The organism is Macrococcoides bohemicum (assembly GCF_016865215.1).
Taxonomy (GTDB): Bacteria; Bacillota; Bacilli; order Staphylococcales; family Staphylococcaceae; genus Macrococcoides; species Macrococcoides bohemicum.
In genome coordinates, this window is sequence record NZ_CP054482.1 from 747,862 (window position 1) to 766,803 (window position 18,942).

Below are 18,942 nucleotides of genomic sequence, written 5' to 3' on the forward strand. Positions count from 1 at the left end.
TAGGAGGCCACAAAGATGGTTAAAAAGATTGTTTCAGATTTAGACTTAAAAGATAAAAAGGTTTTAGTACGTGCAGATTTTAACGTACCGATGAAAGATGGTGCGATCACTAATGATAATCGTATCGTAGAAGCATTACCTACTATTAAGTATATTATTGAACAAGGTGGTAAAGTCATTTTATTCTCTCACTTAGGTAAAGTGAAAGCTGAAGAGGATAAAGCGAAGTTATCATTACAACCTGTAGCAACACGTTTAACTGAACTATTAGGGAAAGATGTTAAATTTGTAGCTGAAACACGTGGCGAAGCATTAGAAGCAGCAATCGATGCATTAGCTCCTGGCGATGTTTTATTATTTGAAAATACACGTTTTGAAGATGTAGATGGTAAGAAAGAAAGTAAAAATGATCCTGAATTAGGTAAGTACTGGGCTTCATTAGGTGATGTGTTTGTAAATGACGCATTTGGTACAGCTCACCGTGAGCATGCATCAAACGTTGGAGTAGCAACACATTTAGAAACTGCTGCTGGGTTCCTGATGGAAAAAGAAATTAAATTCATCGGTGGTGTTGTAGAAAATCCTGAACGTCCATTTGTAGCAATTTTAGGTGGCGCGAAAGTCTCTGACAAAATTGGTGTTATCGAAAACTTATTGAAAGTAGCTGATAAAGTATTGATCGGTGGCGGTATGGCTTATACTTTCTTAAAAGCACAAGGCAAAGAAATTGGTCAATCATTATTAGAAGAAGATAAAATTGAATTAGCGCATGATTTATTAGCACGAGGAGAAGGTAAGATTGTATTACCAGTTGATGCAGTTGTAACGAAAGAATTCTCAAATGATGGAGAGATTTCTACCGTACCAGTTGATGAAATTCCTCAAGATTTACAATCATTAGATATTGGACCAGCTACGATTGAGTTATTCAAAAAAGAATTAGAAGGCGCAAAGACAGTTGTATGGAATGGACCGATGGGTGTATTTGAAATGAGCAACTTCGCTAAAGGTACAATCGGTGTTTGTGAAGCGATTGCACATTTAGAAGGTGCAACTACAATTATCGGTGGTGGAGATTCTGCTGCAGCTGCAATGGATCTTGGATTTGCAGATAAATTTACACATATTTCAACAGGTGGCGGAGCGTCATTAGAATATTTAGAAGGTAAAGAACTACCTGGTATTAAATCAATCTCTGAAAAATAAAAAGGTGGATGTTAAAATGAGAAAACCAATTATCGCAGGAAACTGGAAAATGAACAAAACAGTTAAAGAAGCAAAAGATTTTGTCGCTAATTTACCTGCTTTACCAAGCACGGATAGCGTTGATGCAGTAATTTGCGCACCAGCAATTCAATTAGATGCATTAGTAAGTGCAAACGTTGAAGGTTTAAATATCGGGGCGCAAAACTGTTACTTTGAAGATAATGGAGCATTTACTGGTGAAACTTCACCAGCTGCATTGAAAGACTTAGGTGTTAAGTATGTAGTTTTAGGGCATTCTGAACGTCGTGAGTACTTTGGAGAAACAGATGAAGATGTAAATAAAAAAGCTTTAGCTGTTTTTAAACACGGTATGACGCCAATTATCTGCTGTGGTGAAACAGATGATGAACGTGAATCAGGTCAATTTGAAGCTCGCGTTGGTTCTCAAGTTTCTAACGCATTAAAAGGATTTACTGAAGAACAAGTTAAATCTGCTGTCATTGCTTATGAACCAATCTGGGCAATTGGAACTGGTAAATCTGCTACAAGTGAAGATGCTGAGTCATCTTGTAAGTACGTTCGTTCTGTTGTTGAAAAAGACTTCAATACAGAAGTAGCACAAGCTGTACGTATTCAATACGGTGGTTCTGTTAAACCAGAAAACATTAAAGAATACATGGCGAATGAAAATATTGATGGTGCGTTAGTAGGCGGAGCGTCATTAGAAGTAGATTCATTCGTAAAATTGTTAGAAGGTGCTAAGTAATGAAAAGCCCAACTGCTTTAATCATACTAGATGGCTTTGCTTGCCGAGAAGAGACTTTCGGTAATGCAGTAGCTCAAGCAAATAAACCGAATTTTGATCGTTACTACAACAAATATCCACATGAGCAATTAATGGCATGTGGACTTGATGTAGGGTTGCCGGAAGGACAAATGGGTAACTCAGAAGTTGGCCATTTAAATATTGGTGCAGGCCGTATTGTATATCAATCATTAACACGCATTAACAAATCTATTCATGACGGTGACTTCTTTACCAATGATGTGTTATTAGATGCGATGAAACATGTAAAAGAACATGATTCAGCGTTACACTTAATGGGATTATTATCTGACGGCGGTGTACACAGTCATTACCAACATCTGTTTGCATTATTAAAACTTGCAAAAGAACAAGGTGTTGAAAAAGTTTATGTTCACGCATTTTTAGATGGTCGTGATGTTGGCCAGCAAACAGCATTACAATTCATTGAGGAAACTGAACGACAATTTAAAGAAATTGGTGTTGGACAATTTGCATCTGTTTCTGGTCGTTATTATGCGATGGATAGAGATAAGCGTTGGGATCGTGAACAGTTAGCATATGATGCGATGACATACGGTAAAGGTGTCGAATACAAAACGGCTAAAGCTGGTGTTGAAGCAAGTTATGCTGAAGGTGTTAACGATGAGTTCGTAGTTCCATTCGTAGTAAAAGACGAAGAAGTTGGTTCAGAAAATACAGGTGTTGATGATGGAGATGCAATGATTTTCTTCAACTTCAGACCTGACCGTGCAGCACAATTATCAGAAGTCTACACGAATGAAGAATTTGATGGTTTTAAAATGGATAAGCGATTAATCGGCATCAAATTTGTAACATTTACTAAGTATAATGATCAAGTGAAAGCTGATGTTGTGTTTGTTAAAGAAGATTTAGTCAATACCATTGGTGAAGTTGCGAGTAAAAATGGCTTAAAACAATTACGTATTGCTGAAACTGAAAAGTATCCACACGTGACATATTTCATGAGTGGTGGACGTAATGAAGCGTTTGATGGAGAACGACGTGTATTAATTGACTCTCCAAAAGTTGCAACATATGATTTGAAACCTGAAATGAGTGCATACGAAGTACGAGATGCATTGCTTGCAGAACTTAATAAAGGTGATCTGGATTTAGTTTTATTAAACTTTGCAAATCCTGATATGGTAGGTCACTCAGGGATGCTTGAACCTACAATTAAAGCGATAGAAGCAGTCGATGAATGTTTAGGAGCTGTTGTTGATAAGATTCTTGAAATGGGAGGCACTGCAATTATTACAGCTGACCATGGTAATTCAGATGAAGTAGTAACGATCGACGGTACACCTATGACTGCGCATACGACTAATCCGGTGCCAGTGATTGTAACACGTGAAGGTGTGACACTTCGTAGTGGTGGTCGTTTAGCTGATTTAGCACCTACATTAATTGATTTATTAGGTGTTGAAAAGCCCTTTGAAATGACTGGTGAATCATTAATTCAAAAGTAAATCTTACTTAAATAAAAAGTATCACTAAAATTAATTTAATTAATTGATTAATCCTGATAAATCGGGAATAATTAAATAGAAAATAAAACAAACAAAGGAGTTTTACACATGCCAATTATTACAGATGTTTATGCACGCGAAGTATTAGATTCAAGAGGTAATCCTACAATTGAAGTTGAAGTATTCACAGAAAGCGGTGCTTTAGGTCGTGCATTAGTACCTTCTGGTGCTTCTACTGGTGAACATGAAGCTGTTGAATTACGCGATGGTGATAAAGATCGTTACATGGGTAAAGGTGTATTAAAAGCTGTTGAGAACGTTAATGAAATTATCGCTCCAGAAATCATCGAAGGTGATTTTTCAGTTTTAGACCAAGTATCAATCGACAAAATGATGATCGCTTTAGACGGTACAGAAAACAAAGGTAAATTAGGTGCAAATGCTATTTTAGGCGTTTCAATCGCTGTAGCGCGCGCTGCTGCCGAATACTTAGGTATGCCTTTATACAAATACTTAGGCGGATTTAACGGTACGCAATTACCAGTTCCTATGATGAACATCGTAAATGGTGGATCTCACTCTGACGCACCTATCGCATTCCAGGAGTTTATGGTATTACCTGTTGGTGCACCTAACTTTAAAGAAGCGTTACGTTGGGGAGCAGAAATCTTCCATAACTTAGCGAAAATCTTAAAATCTCGTGGATTAGTAACAGCAGTAGGTGACGAAGGTGGATTCGCTCCAACATTCGAAGGTACTGAAGATGCTGTTGAAACAATTTTAGAAGCAATTAAAGCAGCAGGTTTAGAACCTGGTAAAGATGTATTCTTAGGATTTGACTGTGCTTCATCTGAATTCTATGAGAATGGTACTTATGATTATGCTAAATTCGAAGGTGAAGGCGGCGCGAAACGTACTTCAGCTGAACAAGTAGATTACTTAGAAGAATTAGTTAATAAATATCCAATTATCTCTATCGAAGATGGTATGGATGAAAACGACTGGGACGGTTGGAAAGCTTTAACTGAACGTTTAGGAGATAAAGTTCAATTAGTTGGAGATGACCTGTTCGTTACTAACACTAAAATTTTAGAGCGTGGTATCAACGAAGGTGTTGGTAACTCAATCTTAATCAAAGTTAACCAAATTGGTACTTTAACTGAAACATTTGAAGCAATCGAAATGGCTCAAAAAGCTGGTTATACTGCAGTAGTTTCTCACCGTTCAGGTGAAACTGAAGATACTACAATTGCTGATATCGCAGTTGCTACAAATGCAGGTCAAATTAAAACTGGTTCATTATCACGTACAGACCGTATTGCGAAATACAACCAATTATTACGTATTGAAGATGAATTATTTGAAACTGCAAAATTTGAAGGATTAAACTCTTTCTACAACATCAGTAAATAATAACTTTATAGTCTATACATCGAAAAGGAACGTGACGACGTTCCTTTTCTTTATGTTTCTTTTTACAAGTGAATATGTTAATATAATATGAGTTATTAGAAATTGAGGAGGACCATCAATGAATACTTTACTTACAGTATTACTAATTATTGATTGTCTTGTATTGATCACTGTTGTGTTATTACAAGAGGGTAAGAGTAATGGCTTATCAGGAGCAATTAGTGGTGGAGCTGAACAATTATTCGGAAAACAAAAACAACGTGGTGTTGATTTAATTTTAAATAGAATTACTATTGTTGCGTCTGTTTTACTTTTCTTAATTACAATTGCAATCGGTTATTTTGGTATTTAATAAGGGGTCCGGACACATTGTTCGGACTTTTTTATTTTTATTTTGCACTTAAAACACATACAATGAATATATAAGGAGATTTTTATAATGAAAATGAAAATACAATTACCTAAACCTTTCTTTTTTGAAGAAGGACCAAGAGCAGTGCTACTCTTACATGGCTTTACCGGAAATTCTTCTGATGTACGTCAATTAGGACGTTTTTTACAGAAACAAGGGTATACGTGTTATGCACCACATTATGAAGGACACGGTGTACCTCCAGAGGAGCTGCTACAGTCTAGTCCTCACGTTTGGTGGAGTCAGGTTATAGAAGCTTATGATTTCCTGAAATCAAAAGGATATGGTGAAATTGCAGTTGCTGGTGTATCACTGGGTGGTGTCTTTAGTTTAAAATTGAGTCAATATAGAGATGTAATAGGTGTTGGCACGATGTGTTCACCGATGCATATAAAAACGACAGGTAATATGTTTGATGGCGTCCTTGCATACGCGCGAGAATTTAAGAAACGTGAAGGAAAGACACCTGATCAAATCGAGAGCGAGATGTCAGCATTTCATCCGACATCAATGCTTGAAGAATTACAGACCACATTAGCTGAAATAAGACCAACTTTAGATAATGTATATGCGCCTTTATTCGTTGCCCAAGGACGCCTGGACACAATGATAGATATTGAATCAGCGAATATTATATATAATGAATCTGAAAGTGAAGAAAAAGAGATACATTGGTATGAGAAAAGTGGTCATGTTGTTACAATAGATATTGAGAAAGAACAATTGTTTAATGACTTTTTAGCATTTTTAGAAAAGCTTGAATGGTCAAATTAAAAAGGGGGCAATATATATGCATCTGTTTGAAGAAGAAGTTATTGCATATTTACAATCATTAAAAGGAAATGCAATTACGGTGGAAGATATAGAAAATCATCTTGGTTTAAAAGATGCAGATGCCTTTACTGGACTTGTAAAAACTTTAGTTGCGCTTGAGCAATCAGGAAAGATTAATCGCACTAAAAATGATAAATATTATATTCCGGGTAGCCCGGGAGACTTAGTTCAAGGTACTTTAAGTCAACATAAAAAAGGATTCGCTTTCGTACGTCCGGAAAATGATACGATAGAAGATGTATTTATCCCGCCAAATAAGATCAACAGAGCGATGGATGGCGATACAGTATTAGTGAGTGTATCAAAAGCAAGTGATGGGCGTAACGAAGGTGAAGTTAAAGCAATACAGAAACGTGCGATAACGCAAGTTGTCGGGACGTATACTGAAGCGAGGCATTTTGGATTTGTGTTACCTGATGATAAGCGTATTACACAGGATATCTTTATTCCTAAAGGTAAAAATCTTGGTGCTGTTGAAGGACATAAAGTATTAGTGGAATTGACACAATATGCTGATGGCACAAACAATCCTGAAGGTATGGTTAAAGCAATACTAGGTCATAAAAATGATCCTGGTGTAGATATATTATCAATTATCTATACCCATGGTATTAATATAGATTTCAATCCTGCAACTATTGAAGAAGCAAACAATGTGCCGGATGAAATTGAACCGAAAGATTACAAGGATCGTGTAGATTTACGTGATATATTAACGATTACAATTGACGGTGCTGACGCAAAGGATTTAGATGATGCTATTAGTGTAGAAAAGTTAGATAACGGCAATTATAAATTAATCGTTTCAATTGCTGACGTCAGTCATTATGTTACTGAAGGATCAATGCTAGATCAGGATGCATTTGAGCGTGGGACGAGTGTCTATTTAGTAGATCGCGTAATACCTATGATTCCACATCGATTAAGTAACGGAATCTGCTCATTAAATCCAAAGGTCGATCGATTAACGTTAAGCTGTGAGATGGAAATCGATCATACAGGACGTGCTGTAGATCATAAAATTTATCAAAGTGTCATTCATTCTGATGAAAGAATGACGTATGATGCTGTCAATCAGATATTAGAGCATAATGATGAAATCTTAATACATGAGTATCAGCATATTCATGAAATGTTGATACACGCAAAAGATTTAGCTGATATATTAAAACAAATGCGTGTACAACGTGGAGAAATTGATTTCGACCTTAAAGAAGCTAAGATTTTAGTAGATGAAGTAGGTGTGCCTAAAGAAGTTGTTATTCGCGAGCGCGGATTAGGTGAACGATTAATTGAATCATTTATGTTAATGGCCAATGAAACCGTAGCCGAACACTTTGCAAAATTAAAAGTACCATTTATTTATCGAGTTCATGAAGAACCTAAAGCGGACAGATTAAAGCGATTCTTTGAATTCATTACGAATTTCGGTTTAATCGTTAAAGGTGGTACTGAAAATATTCATCCGAAAACGCTTCAGAGTATTGGTAAAGAAATTAAGGATAAACCTGAAGAATTAGTTATCTCTACACTTATGTTACGTTCAATGCAGCAAGCGAAATACTCTGAACAGAATTTAGGACATTTTGGACTTTCTGCTGAATACTATACACACTTTACTTCTCCAATCAGACGTTATCCGGATTTAATTGTTCATAGATTAATCCGCAAATACTTAATCGAACATTCAATGAATGAAGAACAAAAGGCATTATGGGAAGACAAGCTTGTTGATATAAGTGAACATACTTCTAAACGTGAACGACGTGCGATTGATGCAGAACGAGATACAGATGATCTGAAAAAAGCAGAATATATGATTCAACATTTAGGAGAAGAGTTTGAGGGCATCATTAGCTCTGTTGCTAACTTCGGTATGTTTGTAGAACTTGAGAATACAATCGAAGGTATGGTGCACAACTCTAATATGACAGATGATTATTACCACTTTGATGAACGCCATATGGCGATGATTGGTGAACGTCATGGTAAAGTGTTTAAAATCGGTCAAAAAGTAAAAGTGAAAGTCGTGAACGTAAATGTTGATGAACGCATGATTGATTTTGCGATAGTCGGTATGGATATGGCTAAAATTGAAAGTAAAATCCGTGAAGTAAAGATAAAAGCTGAACGTAAAAGTGGTGGTAACAATAATAACCAAAAACCACGTAAAAAAGGACGTGGAAAAGCAGCTGGTGAAAAGTTCAGTAAAGCAGCGAAGAAAAATGGTGGAAAGAAACCATTCTATAAATCAAAAGCAGTGAAAAATGCAGGTAGAAGTAAAAAGAAATAGAGGTGAAGTTATGCCAAAAGGTGACGGAAAGACATTAGCACAAAATAGAAAAGCAAGTCATGATTATACGATTGAAGAAACGTTTGAAGCGGGAATTGTGTTACAAGGGACAGAAATTAAATCGATAAGACGAGGCAGTGCGAACTTAAAAGATTCATACGCAAGAGTATATAACGGTGAAATGTATGTGTATAATATGCATATTGCCCCATACGAAGAAGGAAACCGATTTAATCATGATCCACTGAGAACACGTAAACTATTGATGAAACGTAAACAAATCGATAAATTATATGGACAGACACGTGAGCAGGGTTATGCGTTAGTGCCGCTTAAGTTATATATTAAGAATGGTTACTGTAAGATGCTTGTTGGACTTGCCAAAGGTAAGAAAGATTATGATAAGCGACATGCATTGAAAGCAAAAGAAGCGAAACGTGAAATGGACCGTGCGATGAAAGAGAAATATTAACTACCGGAGCGCTTCGGTAGTTTTTGTTGTGCAAGTAATAAATATTTTACAGTGCAAAGAATTAAGGAAGTAATCAAGTTCTATTTAATATATAAAAAGCTTATACCCACTTAAGGTATAAGCTTTTCTTTATGTATGGAGACGGCGGGAGTCGAACCCGCGTCCAAAGATCCTGCAATTGATACTTCTACGTGTGTAGTCCTGTTATTGAATTTCACGATACATCTGAAAACGGACATCCGAATGTATCGCTAGCCCGATTAATCTCTTACGAACAGACTCCAGGCGGAAGTGTTCGTCGTATCCTACTTAAAGTTGAACCTCTACATCAGGCACATAGGCGATGCTTGAGAGAGGTGCAGAGTGCTATTAGGCAGCTACTGCGAAATTGTTTGTTTTGCCAGTTATTATAACTGTTGTGTTGATAACGAAGACAACCCTCCGACACGCTATACCAACCCAAGTGACCCCTGTCGAATCCGTAACGCCCCCGAGATAGTATGAATAAAATAACTAGCATATTTAAATATAACAAATTGAAACACATATATCAATAATAAAGCATAATACCTTATAGGGCACTATGCTTTATTATTGATATGAATGGTCTTCTCATTTTCATCAATCGTTACGATAATCTGATTATTATTGTTCATATTTTTAAAAGTGATATTATCTTCACTATCTTTAGTGAATTCGATAACGTCCATTATGCTATGGCTTTTGTATATGGGTTTTGTAATAGCGATATAGTCTTCGTTTTCTACTAAACGAATGGCTATCTTCGTGTGGTTATCTATTTTCCATCCTGGTAAGGTTTTTAAATCAAATAGTGTTTTCATTATTATCCTCCATATATTATTCACTGTGCTTTCCAAATTAAATTCTTGTGGACTTATAATATGGGTATAATTGATACAATTTATTAATCAAGTAAGGTAAAATAGATTTAAGAGATTGTTCAATAATTAACAGCACTTATCTATTTTACCATATTTTCACTTTAATTATTGGATGAATAAAAGGAGGACTTATTTTGACAGAGCAGAGTAGTGCAATTCCAAAGGTAATATTGACGTTATCAGATGTACAAAACACAGATGAAAAATTGATTAATGAAGCGGTCGAATATATTGATTATTTCGATGTCGTTGAATATCGTGCTGACTTAGCGCAAGGTTCAATTGAATTTTATGAATCTGAGATTGCGTTTATAAAGGATAAATTTCCATCAAAACAAATTTTATTTACATATCGCACAGAAGATATGAATAACAAGACAAAAATAACGATGGATGCTTATTTTGAACTTATTAAAGAAGTTATAGAGAAAAAGTTATGTGATATTATCGATTTAGAATTAATGATATATGAAGACTATATGGATAAATTATTGGTATTGGCACGTGCGAATAATATTTTAGTGTTAATTAGTCACCATGAATATGAATTCACTCCACGTATTAAAGATATGCTCGCGATTTATAATCGCATGAGTAAACTAGATGCAGATTACTGTAAGCTAGCGGTTAAACCGAATGATGGTAAAGATGTGCTTAACTTAATGTCAGCAGTTTATGAAACAAAACAAAACTGTAATTTAAATATCATCGGTATAGCAATGGGAGAAATCGGAAAGATTACACGAGTGGCTTGTGGGATATTTGGATCATCTATGACCTTTGGCTATGTTGGCAATCCTGTTGCACCAGGTCAAATTCATATTAAAGATATACATGATCAGATTGTGCTTTATAAATCATAATTTACAAATTAATGATACTTCTTTATAATTGATAATGGTTATCAATTATGAGGAGGTATTTTTTATGGAATTAAAAGATGCTATAAAAAATAGAAGAAGTATTAAACAGTATGTTGATACGATTGTTGAAGATAGTGCTGTAGAACGTGCGATTGAATTAGCGACATTTGCACCTAATCACGGTATGCGTGAACCATGGCGCATTGTGTGGGTTAAAAAGGAAAGATTAGAAAACTATGCACAGACGTTTGCTGACGTTGCATTTAAGAATAATGCTGAGAAAAAAATTCAGCATGTAGATAAAACAAAAATACTTGCTGGTATATTGTTAATTGTTGGTCCACGTGATCGACGTCAAAAAGAAAATTTAGAAGATGTTCTTGCGATTGGCGGTTTTATGCAGACACTTTCATTAGCTTTATATGAAGAAAAGATAGGCAGCTGTATTAAAACACAACCTCCTTTACTACACCCAGAGTTATCAAAACATCTAGGTTGTGAGGCCGATGAAATGATTTATGGAGCGGTTTATTTAACAGCACAAACGGAAGCAGAATATAAGACAAGAAAGAATACTAACTTAATTTCTACATACTAAAAAAACCATCCATTTTATCAATGGATGGTTTTTTAAATTTAAAGTTTTATTTTAAGTTTTCAGCTAAAAATGCTTTAACTGATTCAGGCGTTTTTGCGTTAGCAGAATGAAGATGTGCTAATTTTTCACCTTTTTCAAAGATAAGGATACTTGGGATACCCATCACTTCATTCTCATCAGCAGCTTCAGGTACTTGGTCACGGTTGATTTTATACCATGTATAGTCATTGTATTCATCTACAATAGGATCAATCCAGAAATCCATACGTGTACAATCGGGACACCAATCTGCAAAGAATTTCACGATTACTTTCTCATCTTGATTTATAATTTCTTTAAATTCTTCATATTGACTTATTGTTCTCATAATTATTCCCTCACATTGTTTTATATAATTTATTTATATGATAATTATATACCTTTTTAATAAATTATTAAACGATAAGGATTGCAGTTGTAACCTTTAAGAATAATTGTTAATATTAGGTTAAATTAAGAAGGAGGCCTATGATGATAAAATTTTATCAGTTACCAAATTGTAGTACATGTAGAAAGGCAGCAAAATATTTAGAAACACATGGCGTTAGTTTTGAACCTATCCATATCGTTGAACTTACTCCCACTGCTGCTGAATTTAGAGCGATTGTAGAGCAGACAAATGTCGATATTGATGCGCTGTTCAATAAACAGGGTGCTAAATTTAAAGCATTAAACCTTAAAGAAACATTAAGCGAAAAGTCAGATGATGAAAAGTTTGAATTACTTGCTTTAGATGGTATGTTAGTTAAAAGACCGTTAGCTGTTAATGGCAATAAAATTACTTTAGGCTTTAAAGAAAAAGAATATAGCGATACTTGGTTATAAAAATAATTGAATAAACGCTTACAATGTGTCATTATTATAGTGATAGTACTTTAATTAAACGGAGGGTTTATAATGTCAAACTTAAAATTTTCAAAAGATCATGAATGGGTAAAATCAGAAGATAATGTTAAGACAATCGGTATTACAGATTTCGCACAATCTGAATTAGGGGATATCGTATTCGTTGAATTACCAGAAGTTGGAGATGAAATCGAAGTTGATGCTCCTTTTGGTAGCGTTGAGTCAGTAAAAACTGTATCTGAATTATATGCTCCTATCTCAGGCAAAGTTATTGAAGTTAACTCTGAATTAGAAGATTCTCCTGAATTAGTAAACGAATCAGCAATGGATCAAGCATGGATGATTAAAGTAGAAGCTGACGATGCTGGTCTTGAAGAATTAATGGATCAAGCACAATATGATGAAATGATTAACGCATAAATGGTATAATCTCCTTGATAATAATTTATCAAGGAATTTTTTTATTATCAAATTGCTAAAACTGAATACAATATGATAAAAAGGTGATGGACATGTCTGTAATTACTAAAGTTATCGTTGTAGAAGGAAAGCGTGATAAACTAAGATTACAAGAAGTATTAACGGAACCTGTACATATTATATGCACCAATGGCACGATGGGTATCGGAAAACTGGATGATATGATTGAAGATTTGTATCATCATAAAGTTTATATTATGACCGATAGCGATAAAGCTGGACGCAAAATTAGATCTTGGTTTAAACGCCATTTGAGTGAAAGTAATCATATTCATATTGATCCGAAATACGGTGAGGTGGGTAATTGTCCACTAGATTATTTAGCAAGAACGATGATAAAACATCAGTTTGATGTAAAACAACAATTTGTCTGGAAAGGTAAGACCGCGCAATATGAACTTAAATCAGCTTTTGCAATTTGAAATTTCAGATCAACCATTTATTCTATTTGGATATACTCCGTTTTGTGGGACATGTAAGCTTGCAGAAAAGATGTTAGATATTACTGCTGCATCTCTAAACATACCAGTTACAAAAATTGATTTAAATTACTATGAAAATTTAAGTCAGTATTACGAAATTAAAAGTGTGCCGGTATTGTTGTTTATACGTAACGGCATGGTAGAAAATATATCTTATCAATTTGAGTCCGTAACAACTTTATATGAAAATTTAAATTTAATGTTGACGAATACTTCAAATTGACTTAAGATAAAGAACATATTCATAAAACAACTAAATAAACTCTTATCTAGAGTGGTGGAGGGATGTGCCCTATGAAACCCGGCAACCGTCAATAATGACATGGTGCCAATTCACATAAAGTTATATTAACTTTAGAAGATGAGAGAGTCGAAAATAGATAATTATCGTCTTTCTTATGTCCACATAGGAGAGACGTTTTTTTGTTAGGAGGCCAAATTTGATTACATTAAATAATGTTGTAAAGACATTTACAACCAAAAAAGGAAATATACAAGCTGTCGATAACGTAAATCTTGAAATTCAAAGCGGTGAGATCTACGGTATTATTGGCTTCAGTGGTGCTGGGAAAAGTACATTAATTCGAATGTTTAACGGATTAGAATTACCTACGAGTGGTGACGTGATTGTAAATGGCAGTACCATCAATAAGTTGTCAAAGCAGCAACTGAATAAAGAACGTCAAAAAATATCAATGATATTCCAGCATTTTAACCTACTTTGGAGTAGAACGGTATATGATAACATTGCATTACCTCTTGAAATAGCTGGCGTTAAAAAGAGTGACATCAGTCCAAAAGTGAAATCTTTGATTAAACTTGTTGGATTAGAAGGAAGAGAAAATGCTTATCCTTCAGAATTGTCAGGTGGACAAAAACAACGTGTAGGTATCGCCCGTGCATTAAGTAATGATCCTGATGTTTTACTCTGTGACGAAGCAACGAGTGCTTTAGATCCACAGACGACAGATGAAATACTAGAACTATTAGTTGATATCAATAAAACGTTGAACTTAACGATAATTTTAATCACTCATGAGATGGAAGTAATTCGCAAGATCTGTCATAAAGTAGCTGTAATGGAGTTAGGGAAAGTGGTTGAAGAAGGATCAGTGATGGAAGTATTTAATAATCCAAAAACAAATATCTCAAAACGTTTTGTACGTGATGATGTCCAGGATAATGAAACTGAGACTTCAATCGAAGAGATTAAACAAGCATATCCACATGGCAGTATCCTGAAATTAAAATTTGTTGGATCTTCAACTGGCCAGCCTATCGTAAGTAAAGTAATTAAGAAGTACGGCATCGAGATGAATATCTTAGCAGGGAATGTTAAACATACACAAGCAGGATCTTTCGGTAATTTAATTGTTCATGTTAAAGAAGTTAACGGATCACTTCAACCTATCGCTGAAGAATTAAAAAGCCATGGTGTTGAGATGGAGGTAGAAAGACATGGATAATTTTATTAAAACATTGACAGATATGTTAGGTATGAAAAATGTGGTATGGGCAGATGTATGGACTGCTACTGTTGAAACACTATCAATGACTTTTATTTCTGCAATATTCACATTTATATTTGGATTAATTATCGGCATTATTTTATTTTTAACATCTCGAAGTAAGTCAAAAGCAGCTCGTGTATTTTATAGTGTTACTGCTTTTATCGTCAATTTATTCCGAGCAATCCCATTTATTATCTTGATTTTATTGCTATTCCCCTTTACAAATTTAATCATGCAGACAATCAGTGGTGTAAAAGGAGCGCTACCAGCTTTAATTATCGGTGCGGCACCTTTCTACGCGCGACTTGTTGAAATTGGATTGAAAGAGATTGATAAAGGTGTAATTGAAGCTGTGGAATCAATGGGCGCAAATACATGGACATTAATTAAAAAAGTATTAATTCCTGAAAGTTTACCAGCGATTGTATCTGGTATTACAGTCACAACGATTGCACTCGTTGGTTCTACAGCAATCGCTGGCGTTATTGGTGCCGGTGGTTTAGGTAACTTAGCTTACTTAGTTGGATTCACAAGAGGACAAAATGACGTAATTTTTGTTTCTACAGTAATTATTTTAATTATTGTATTCCTCATTCAATTCGTCGGTGACATTATTACGAAGAAAGTTGATAAACGTTAATTATCCATAATGGATTTTTATAAAAATAATACAAAAAAGAGGAGCGTTAAAAATGAAAAAATTATTTTACGTATTTCTTACTGCATCATTAATATTAATTCTTGCAGCTTGTGGTAATGATAAATCTGACGACAACAAAACTTCAAAGTCAGATGACAAAACGATCACAGTAGGGGCTTCACCCGCACCACATGCAGAAATTTTAGAAGAAGCAAAAGCAGCACTTAAAAAAGAAGGTTATGATTTAAAGATTAAAATCATCAATGACTATACAACACCAAACCGTATGTTATCAGAAGGTGACATCGATGCGAACTACTTCCAGCATACACCGTATTTAGAAACAGAGAAAAAAGCTAAAGGATACAAAATTGAATCAGCAGGAAATGTTCATATTGAACCTATGGCTGTATATTCAAAAAAAGTGAAAAGTTTAGATGAATTAAAAAAAGGTGCAACAGTCTATGTTTCTAATAACCCGGCTGAAGAAGGACGTTTCTTATCATTCTTTACCAAAGCAGGTTTAATTAAACTTAAAGACGGAGTAGATCCTGTAAAAGCAACATTTAAAGACATCGTTGAAAATAAAAAAGATATTCAATTCAACAACAAACAAGCTGGTGAATTTGTACCAAAAACGTATAACAATGGTGAAGGCGATGCAACAATCATCAACTCTAACTTCGCTTTAGCAAATAAATTAAATCCAGTTAAAGATTCAATTGCAATTGAAGATAAAGATTCTCCATACGCAAACTTAATTGCAGTGCAAGAAGGACATAAAGATGATGCTAAGATCAAAGCATTAGTTAAAGTATTACAATCAAAAGAAATCCAGGATTTCATCAATAAAAAATATGATGGTGCTGTAATTCCAGCAAAATAGTAAAAAAAGAGATTAAGACATTTGTCTTAATCTCTTTTTTAATGAAAGATTATTATTGCGATCAAAGCTAAAATTGCAGGTAAGCCCTGCTTGATTAATATGCCTTTACTACTTGTCATTGCACCGTATATAGCTGCAATAATCACAAATATTATAAACATTGTGGTAATTTCAAGTTGGTTCTGGCTTATAAATAAACCATATCCTAAACCAGCTGCAAGAAAACCATTATAAAGGCCCTGGTTCTTAAATAAAGTTTTTACGCGGTCATCTTGTAAGAAATTATAATCAATATCAAATGTTTCTGCAGCGCGTTTCGAATTACTGAAGAACATTTCAAGAATCATAATATAAATGTGCTCAATAAATACAATCGTTGCTAAAATCAATGAAATTATATGCATAAGTACCTCCTCGATTAATAAATAGATTGTACATCTTATCTTGTTTGCTGTATAGCATTTTCAATCAAATATCTTATTTTCTCACTGAATTTAAAATATTTAGTCCGATTAATTTAACTAACACCTTATTTAGGTTATAATAAGTACTGTGATTTAAGTCATAGGTCTTTGACCTCAGATTAAAATTATTATAAACTAGATAAGATGAAATTATTATATATATATCGGAGGGAATTCAATATGGTATCAGTTTTAGAAATTAAAGATTTACACGTTTCAATTGAAGGGAAAGAAATTTTAAAAGGTGTAAATTTAACGATTAAACAAAATGAAGTTCATGCAATCATGGGACCTAATGGTACGGGTAAATCAACTTTATCAGCAGCGATTATGGGACATCCTAAATATGAAGTTACCCAAGGTGAAGTTTTACTTGATGGCGAGAACGTATTAGAGATGGAAGTTGATGAACGCGCACAAGCTGGTCTTTTCTTAGCGATGCAATATCCATCAGAAATTTCTGGTGTTACGAATGCAGACTTCTTACGTTCAGCAATTAATGCTAAACGTGAAGAAGGTAATGAAATCAATTTAATGCAGTTTATCAAGAAATTAGACAAAAATATGGAATTTTTAGAAATGGATTTAGATATGGCACAACGTTATTTAAACGAAGGATTCTCTGGTGGGGAGAAAAAACGTAACGAAATTCTTCAATTAATGATGCTAGAGCCTAAATTTGCAATCTTAGATGAAATCGATTCAGGTTTAGATATCGATGCATTAAAAGTTGTATCTAAAGGAATTAACGAAATGCGCGGAGAAAACTTCGGTTGCTTAATTATCACGCATTACCAACGTTTATTAAACTACATTACGCCTGACTTCGTCCATGTTATGATGCAAGGTAAAGTTGTTAAATCAGGTGGAGAAGAGTTAGCGAAACGTCTTGAAGCTGAAGGTTATGACTGGATTAAACAAGAGCTTAACATTCAAGATGAAACAATTAACGCGTAATACCTGATAATTAAATAGGAGGAAAATGTGATGAGTACAATCGATGTAACAAACGATATTATTAAAAATTTCTCAGCATCACGCAATGAGCCAACATGGATGGCAGAATTACGTGCTGACGCTTTTAATAAATTAAATACAATTGAAATGCCAAAACCAGATAAAACAAAACTTGATAAATGGGTCTTTGATGTTCACCATAAAGAAATCAAAAGTGATGTTTATGCTTCAACTGATGCTTTACCTGAAGCGGTTAAAAACTTATTGGATATGGAGAATGTAGAAAACCTTATTGTGCAACATAACAATACACCTGCACTAATAAAAGTTGAACAGTCTTTAATTGATCAAGGTGTAATCGTAAAAGATATTGAAACTGCATTAATTGAAAACAGTGATTTAGTAAAACAATACTATATGACTGAAGCTGTAAAAGTGGATGAACACCGCCTTACTGCATTGCATGCTGCTATGATGAATGGTGGACTATTCGTATACGTTCCACGTAATGTAATCGTTGAAAATCCAATTCAATATGTAGTCTTACATGATAATGCAGATGTAAATATCATCAACCATTTAATCATTGTTGCTGAAGAAAGTGCTGAAGTAACATATGTTGAGAACTATTTATCAACTGTAGAAACAAAAGATGCACAGTTAAATTTAGTTTCTGAAGTTATCGCAAAAGATAACGCTAAAATCACTTACGGTGCCGTTGATTTCTTAAACAAAGGATTTACAGGGCATGTTATCCGTCGTGGTATGGCAGCAAAAGATGCAACGATTGACTGGGCTTTAGGTTTGATGAATGATGGAGACACAATTAATGATAATACGACTTACTTAAATGGTGACAATTCTAAGAGTAATTTAAAGATTGTTGTAGTAGGTCGTGGAGAACAAAAATTAAACTTCACTACACAAATCATACAATATGGTAAATCTAGTGAAGGTCATATCTTAAAACACGGTGTAATGAAAGATTCAGCATCTTCAATCTTTAATGGTATCGGCCACATTAAACATGGTGGTACAAAAGCAGACGCACAACAAGAATCACGTGTATTAATGTTATCAGAAAAAGCTAGAGGAGACGCTAACCCGATATTATTAATCGATGAAGATGATGTTACAGCAGGACACGCAGCTTCTGTAGGCCGTGTGGATCCGTTGCAATTATTCTATTTAATGAGTCGTGGTATTTCTAAACAGGAAGCAGAACGTTTAGTCATTCATGGTTTCTTAGCACCAGTAGTAACTGAATTACCAATTGAAGCAGTAAAACGTCAATTAACAGACGTTATTGAAGAAAAAGTAATGGGTAAATTATAAAATACAGTTTT

Annotated in this window: 22 protein-coding genes, 1 other RNA gene and 1 riboswitch; of the genes, 19 read left to right on the forward strand and 4 right to left on the reverse strand. The window is 34.5% G+C overall.

Annotation, left to right across the window (positions count from 1 at the left end):
• Positions 1–15: 15 nt before the first annotated feature.
• The 8 genes from HT586_RS03900 to smpB all read left to right on the forward strand — a co-directional run bounded on the left by HT586_RS03900 (position 16) and on the right by smpB (position 8,928).
• Positions 16–1,206 (forward strand): phosphoglycerate kinase, encoded by a 1,191-nt coding sequence (locus HT586_RS03900; RefSeq protein ID WP_096077075.1) that lies wholly within the window; start codon positions 16–18, stop codon positions 1,204–1,206.
• A 16-nt stretch (positions 1,207–1,222) separates the two neighbouring features.
• The gene (gene tpiA, locus HT586_RS03905; protein ID WP_096077074.1) at positions 1,223–1,972 is read left to right on the forward strand and encodes a triose-phosphate isomerase; all 750 of its coding nucleotides are present in this window, start codon (positions 1,223–1,225) and stop codon (positions 1,970–1,972) included.
• A complete protein-coding gene (gene gpmI / locus HT586_RS03910) occupies positions 1,972–3,504 on the forward strand; it encodes a 2,3-bisphosphoglycerate-independent phosphoglycerate mutase (protein WP_133353966.1) in 1,533 nt (510 codons plus the stop codon). Before tpiA ends, gpmI begins: the two co-directional genes overlap by 1 nt.
• 108 nt (positions 3,505–3,612) lie before the next feature.
• On the forward strand, positions 3,613–4,917 hold the full coding sequence (eno, locus tag HT586_RS03915) for a surface-displayed alpha-enolase (protein WP_096077072.1): 1,305 nt from the start codon (positions 3,613–3,615) through the stop codon (positions 4,915–4,917).
• A gap of 118 nt (positions 4,918–5,035) precedes the next feature.
• Positions 5,036–5,269, forward strand: coding sequence for a preprotein translocase subunit SecG (gene secG / locus HT586_RS03920; protein ID WP_096077071.1), 234 nt, complete (start codon positions 5,036–5,038; stop codon positions 5,267–5,269).
• 93 nt (positions 5,270–5,362) lie between these two features.
• The gene (locus tag HT586_RS03925) at positions 5,363–6,103 is read left to right on the forward strand and encodes an alpha/beta hydrolase (RefSeq protein WP_133353988.1); all 741 of its coding nucleotides are present in this window, start codon (positions 5,363–5,365) and stop codon (positions 6,101–6,103) included.
• Between the two features lie 16 nt (positions 6,104–6,119).
• Entirely contained in the window at positions 6,120–8,456 is a 2,337-nt protein-coding gene (gene rnr, locus HT586_RS03930) for a ribonuclease R (RefSeq protein ID WP_188018182.1), read from the forward strand.
• Between the two features lie 10 nt (positions 8,457–8,466).
• Positions 8,467–8,928 (forward strand): SsrA-binding protein SmpB, encoded by a 462-nt coding sequence (smpB, locus tag HT586_RS03935; protein WP_096077069.1) that lies wholly within the window; start codon positions 8,467–8,469, stop codon positions 8,926–8,928.
• A 133-nt stretch (positions 8,929–9,061) separates the two neighbouring features.
• Here the strand turns inward: smpB and ssrA are convergent.
• Positions 9,062–9,420: a transfer-messenger RNA gene (gene ssrA / locus HT586_RS03940) on the reverse strand.
• Positions 9,421–9,509: 89 nt separating this feature from the next.
• Positions 9,510–9,770 (reverse strand): hypothetical protein, encoded by a 261-nt coding sequence (locus HT586_RS03945; RefSeq protein WP_096077068.1) that lies wholly within the window; start codon positions 9,768–9,770, stop codon positions 9,510–9,512.
• 194 nt (positions 9,771–9,964) lie between these two features.
• On the opposite strand from HT586_RS03945, the gene aroD reads away from it, so the two are divergent.
• Positions 9,965–10,693 carry a type I 3-dehydroquinate dehydratase gene (gene aroD, locus HT586_RS03950; protein ID WP_157742200.1) on the forward strand — a complete coding sequence of 243 codons (729 nt, stop codon included), beginning with the start codon at positions 9,965–9,967 and terminating at the stop codon, positions 10,691–10,693.
• A gap of 64 nt (positions 10,694–10,757) precedes the next feature.
• Positions 10,758–11,291: a nitroreductase family protein gene (locus tag HT586_RS03955; protein WP_157742199.1), complete on the forward strand. Its 534-nt coding sequence runs from the start codon at positions 10,758–10,760 to the stop codon at positions 11,289–11,291.
• Between the two features lie 46 nt (positions 11,292–11,337).
• Here the strand turns inward: HT586_RS03955 and HT586_RS03960 are convergent, their stop codons facing one another.
• Complete coding sequence (locus HT586_RS03960; protein WP_096077065.1) at positions 11,338–11,658, reverse strand: thioredoxin family protein; 321 nt, start codon at positions 11,656–11,658, stop codon at positions 11,338–11,340.
• Between the two features lie 143 nt (positions 11,659–11,801).
• Between HT586_RS03960 and HT586_RS03965 the strand changes: the two genes are divergently transcribed.
• From HT586_RS03965 to HT586_RS03995, 7 genes are all read left to right on the forward strand, one after another.
• Complete coding sequence (locus HT586_RS03965; RefSeq protein ID WP_133353983.1) at positions 11,802–12,155, forward strand: Spx/MgsR family RNA polymerase-binding regulatory protein; 354 nt, start codon at positions 11,802–11,804, stop codon at positions 12,153–12,155.
• A gap of 72 nt (positions 12,156–12,227) precedes the next feature.
• Positions 12,228–12,596 (forward strand): glycine cleavage system protein GcvH, encoded by a 369-nt coding sequence (gcvH, locus tag HT586_RS03970; RefSeq protein WP_096077063.1) that lies wholly within the window; start codon positions 12,228–12,230, stop codon positions 12,594–12,596.
• Between the two features lie 92 nt (positions 12,597–12,688).
• On the forward strand, positions 12,689–13,078 hold the full coding sequence (locus HT586_RS03975; protein ID WP_096077062.1) for a toprim domain-containing protein: 390 nt from the start codon (positions 12,689–12,691) through the stop codon (positions 13,076–13,078).
• The gene (locus tag HT586_RS03980; protein WP_096077061.1) at positions 13,050–13,361 is read left to right on the forward strand and encodes a thioredoxin family protein; all 312 of its coding nucleotides are present in this window, start codon (positions 13,050–13,052) and stop codon (positions 13,359–13,361) included. The genes HT586_RS03975 and HT586_RS03980 overlap by 29 nt, the downstream gene beginning before the upstream one ends.
• A 39-nt stretch (positions 13,362–13,400) precedes the next feature.
• Positions 13,401–13,506, forward strand: a riboswitch (SAM riboswitch).
• Positions 13,507–13,578: 72 nt separating this feature from the next.
• Entirely contained in the window at positions 13,579–14,604 is a 1,026-nt protein-coding gene (locus tag HT586_RS03985; RefSeq protein ID WP_133353984.1) for a methionine ABC transporter ATP-binding protein, read from the forward strand.
• The gene (locus HT586_RS03990) at positions 14,597–15,289 is read left to right on the forward strand and encodes a methionine ABC transporter permease (protein ID WP_096077059.1); all 693 of its coding nucleotides are present in this window, start codon (positions 14,597–14,599) and stop codon (positions 15,287–15,289) included. The genes HT586_RS03985 and HT586_RS03990 overlap by 8 nt, the downstream gene beginning before the upstream one ends.
• Positions 15,290–15,341: 52 nt before the next feature.
• Positions 15,342–16,175, forward strand: a complete 834-nt coding sequence (locus HT586_RS03995) for a MetQ/NlpA family ABC transporter substrate-binding protein (protein ID WP_096077058.1) — start codon at positions 15,342–15,344, stop codon at positions 16,173–16,175.
• Positions 16,176–16,213: 38 nt separating this feature from the next.
• Here HT586_RS03995 and HT586_RS04000 read toward each other — a convergent pair whose 3' ends face one another.
• The gene (locus HT586_RS04000; protein ID WP_096077057.1) at positions 16,214–16,579 is read right to left on the reverse strand and encodes a DUF1304 domain-containing protein; all 366 of its coding nucleotides are present in this window, start codon (positions 16,577–16,579) and stop codon (positions 16,214–16,216) included.
• 240 nt (positions 16,580–16,819) lie between these two features.
• Here HT586_RS04000 and sufC point away from each other — a divergent pair, with 240 nt between their 5' ends.
• Positions 16,820–17,596, forward strand: a complete 777-nt coding sequence (gene sufC / locus HT586_RS04005; RefSeq protein ID WP_096077056.1) for a Fe-S cluster assembly ATPase SufC — start codon at positions 16,820–16,822, stop codon at positions 17,594–17,596.
• Positions 17,597–17,626: 30 nt separating this feature from the next.
• On the forward strand, positions 17,627–18,931 hold the full coding sequence (sufD, locus tag HT586_RS04010) for a Fe-S cluster assembly protein SufD (protein WP_203546349.1): 1,305 nt from the start codon (positions 17,627–17,629) through the stop codon (positions 18,929–18,931).
• Positions 18,932–18,942 lie beyond the last annotated feature (11 nt).